This window comes from Microbacterium sp. NPDC056057, from assembly GCF_042266945.1.
In the GTDB taxonomy this organism is placed as follows: domain Bacteria; phylum Actinomycetota; class Actinomycetes; order Actinomycetales; family Microbacteriaceae; genus Microbacterium; species Microbacterium trichothecenolyticum_C.
In genome coordinates, this window is record NZ_JBHJWS010000006.1 from 1 (window position 1) to 3,158 (window position 3,158).

Below are 3,158 nucleotides of genomic sequence, written 5' to 3' on the forward strand. Positions count from 1 at the left end.
AAGGGGGGTGGGGGGAAGTGTTTTCAAGTCATCGGCTTATTAGTACCAGTCAGCTGCACACGTTGCCGTGCTTCCACATCTGGCCTATCAACCCAGTAGTCTGGCTGGGAGCCTCTCACCTAAAAGGTATGGAAGTCTCATCTTGAGGCCGGCTTCCCGCTTAGATGCTTTCAGCGGTTATCCATCCCGAACGTAGCTAACCAGCGGTGCACTTGGCAGTACAACTGGCACACCAGAGGTTCGTCCAACCCGGTCCTCTCGTACTAGGGTCAGATCCTCTCAAACTTCCTACGCGCGCAGCGGATAGGGACCGAACTGTCTCACGACGTTCTAAACCCAGCTCGCGTACCGCTTTAATGGGCGAACAGCCCAACCCTTGGGACCTACTCCAGCCCCAGGATGCGACGAGCCGACATCGAGGTGCCAAACCATGCCGTCGATATGGACTCTTGGGCAAGATCAGCCTGTTATCCCCGAGGTACCTTTTATCCGTTGAGCGACAGCGCTTCCACAAGCCACTGCCGGATCACTAGTCCCGACTTTCGTCCCTGCTCGACCTGTCAGTCTCACAGTCAAGCTCCCTTGTGCACTTACACTCGCCACCTGATTGCCAACCAGGTTGAGGGAACCTTTGGGCGCCTCCGTTACTTTTTGGGAGGCAACCGCCCCAGTTAAACTACCCACCAGGCACTGTCCCTGAACCGGATTACGGTTCGAAGTTAGATATCCAGAGTGACCAGAGTGGTATTTCAACAATGACTCCACATGAACTGGCGTCCATGCTTCACAGTCTCCCACCTATCCTACACAAGCCACACCGAACACCAATACCAAGCTGTAGTAAAGGTCACGGGGTCTTTCCGTCCTGCTGCGCGTAACGAGCATCTTTACTCGTATTGCAATTTCGCCGAGTTCGCGGTTGAGACAGTTGGGAAGTCGTTACGCCATTCGTGCAGGTCGGAACTTACCCGACAAGGAATTTCGCTACCTTAGGATGGTTATAGTTACCACCGCCGTTTACTGGGGCTTAAATTCTCAGCTTCGCCTTGCGGCTAACCGGTCCTCTTAACCTTCCAGCACCGGGCAGGCGTCAGTCCGTATACATCGTCTTGCGACTTGGCACGGACCTGTGTTTTTAGTAAACAGTCGCTACCCACTAGTCTCTGCGGCCACCACACCCTTTCTCCAGCAAGTGGATATAAGTGGATGGCCCCCCTTCTCCCGAAGTTACGGGGGCATTTTGCCGAGTTCCTTAACCACGATTCTCTCGATCTCCTTGGTATTCTCTACCTGACCACCTGAGTCGGTTTGGGGTACGGGCGGCTAGAACCTCGCGTCGATGCTTTTCTCGGCAGCATAGGATCACCCACTTTTCATCCGCATCGTGTCTCAGCCTGTATGAGTCACGGATTTGCCTATGACTCGGCCTACGCACTTGCCCCGGGACAACCATCGCCCGGGATGGGCTACCTTCCTGCGTCACACCTGTTAATACGCTAACCGCACCAGAATGGGGTCGTACGCTAGGCCCCACGCCATCACCCGAAGGATCCGGTCATGGGGATTCAGATACTTAGCACTACTGGATTAGTTTGGGCGGTTCTTCGCCGGTACGGGAATATCAACCCGTTGTCCATCGACTACGCCTGTCGGCCTCGCCTTAGGTCCCGACTTACCCAGGGAAGATTAGCTTGACCCTGGAACCCTTGGTCTTTCGGAGGACGTGTTTCTCACACGTCTTTCGCTACTCATGCCTGCATTCTCACTCGTGTAGCGTCCACGGCTGGGTCACCCCGCCGCTTCACTCGCCACACGACGCTCTCCTACCCATCAACACGGCTGGACCACGAAGGCCTACCAATAATGTCAATGCCACAACTTCGGTGGCGTGCTTGAGCCCCGTTACATTGTCGGCGCGGAATCACTTGACCAGTGAGCTATTACGCACTCTTTCAAGGGTGGCTGCTTCTAAGCCAACCTCCTGGTTGTCTAAGCAACTCCACATCCTTTCCCACTTAGCACGCGCTTAGGGACCTTAGATGGTGGTCTGGGTTGTTTCCCTCTCGACTATGAAGCTTATCCCCCACAGTCTCACTGCTGCGCTCTCACTTACCGGCATTCGGAGTTTGGCTGACGTCAGTAACCTTGTAGGGCCCATCGGCCATCCAGTAGCTCTACCTCCGGCAAGAAACACGCAACGCTGCACCTAAATGCATTTCGGAGAGAACCAGCTATCACGAAGTTTGATTGGCCTTTCACCCCTATCCACAGCTCATCCCCTCAGTTTTCAACCTAAGTGGGTTCGGCCCTCCACGACGTCTTACCGTCGCTTCAGCCTGGCCATGGATAGATCACTTCGCTTCGGGTCTAGGACATGCGACTGAATCGCCCTATTCAGACTCGCTTTCGCTACGGCTACCCCACCCGGGTTAACCTCGCCACATATCGCTAACTCGCAGGCTCATTCTTCAAAAGGCACGCTGTCACACCTACCAGGGGTGCTCCAACGGTTTGTAAGCAAACGGTTTCAGGTACTATTTCACTCCCCTCCCGGGGTACTTTTCACCTTTCCCTCACGGTACTTGTCCGCTATCGGTCATCTGGGAGTATTTAGGCTTATCAGGTGGTCCTGACAGATTCACACGGGATTTCTCGGGCCCCGTGCTACTTGGGATACTCTCCACGCTGCGTCCGACATTTCGATTACGGGGCTGGCACCCACTCTGGCCGGCCTTTCAAGACCGTTCATCTATATCGACGCATCACGTTCACCACTCGGCAGAATGGTATGGAAAGTCCCGCAACCCCGAATGCGCAACTCCTGCCGGATATCACACGCACTCGGTTTAGCCTGATCCGATTTCGCTCGCCACTACTCACGGAATCACGGTTGTTTTCTCTTCCTGTGGGTACTGAGATGTTTCACTTCCCCACGTTCCCTCTACCCGCCCTATATATTCAGGCGGGAGTCACCAGGTACGCACGCGCCCTGGCGGGGTTTCCCCATTCGGACACCCTCGGATCAAAACTTGCTTATCAGTTCCCCGAGGCTTATCGCAGATTGCTACGTCCTTCTTCGGCTCCAGATGCCAAGGCATCCACCGTTTGCTCTTAAAGACTTGAAAACATGAGAATCAAAACTCGACCACACACCCAAC

1 rRNA gene is annotated in these 3,158 nt (G+C 54.6%); it reads right to left on the bottom strand.

Annotation, left to right across the window (positions count from 1 at the left end):
- Nucleotides 1–19 precede the first annotated feature (19 nt).
- Nucleotides 20–3,125 (bottom strand): 23S ribosomal RNA (locus ACFC1K_RS19720).
- Nucleotides 3,126–3,158 lie beyond the last annotated feature (33 nt).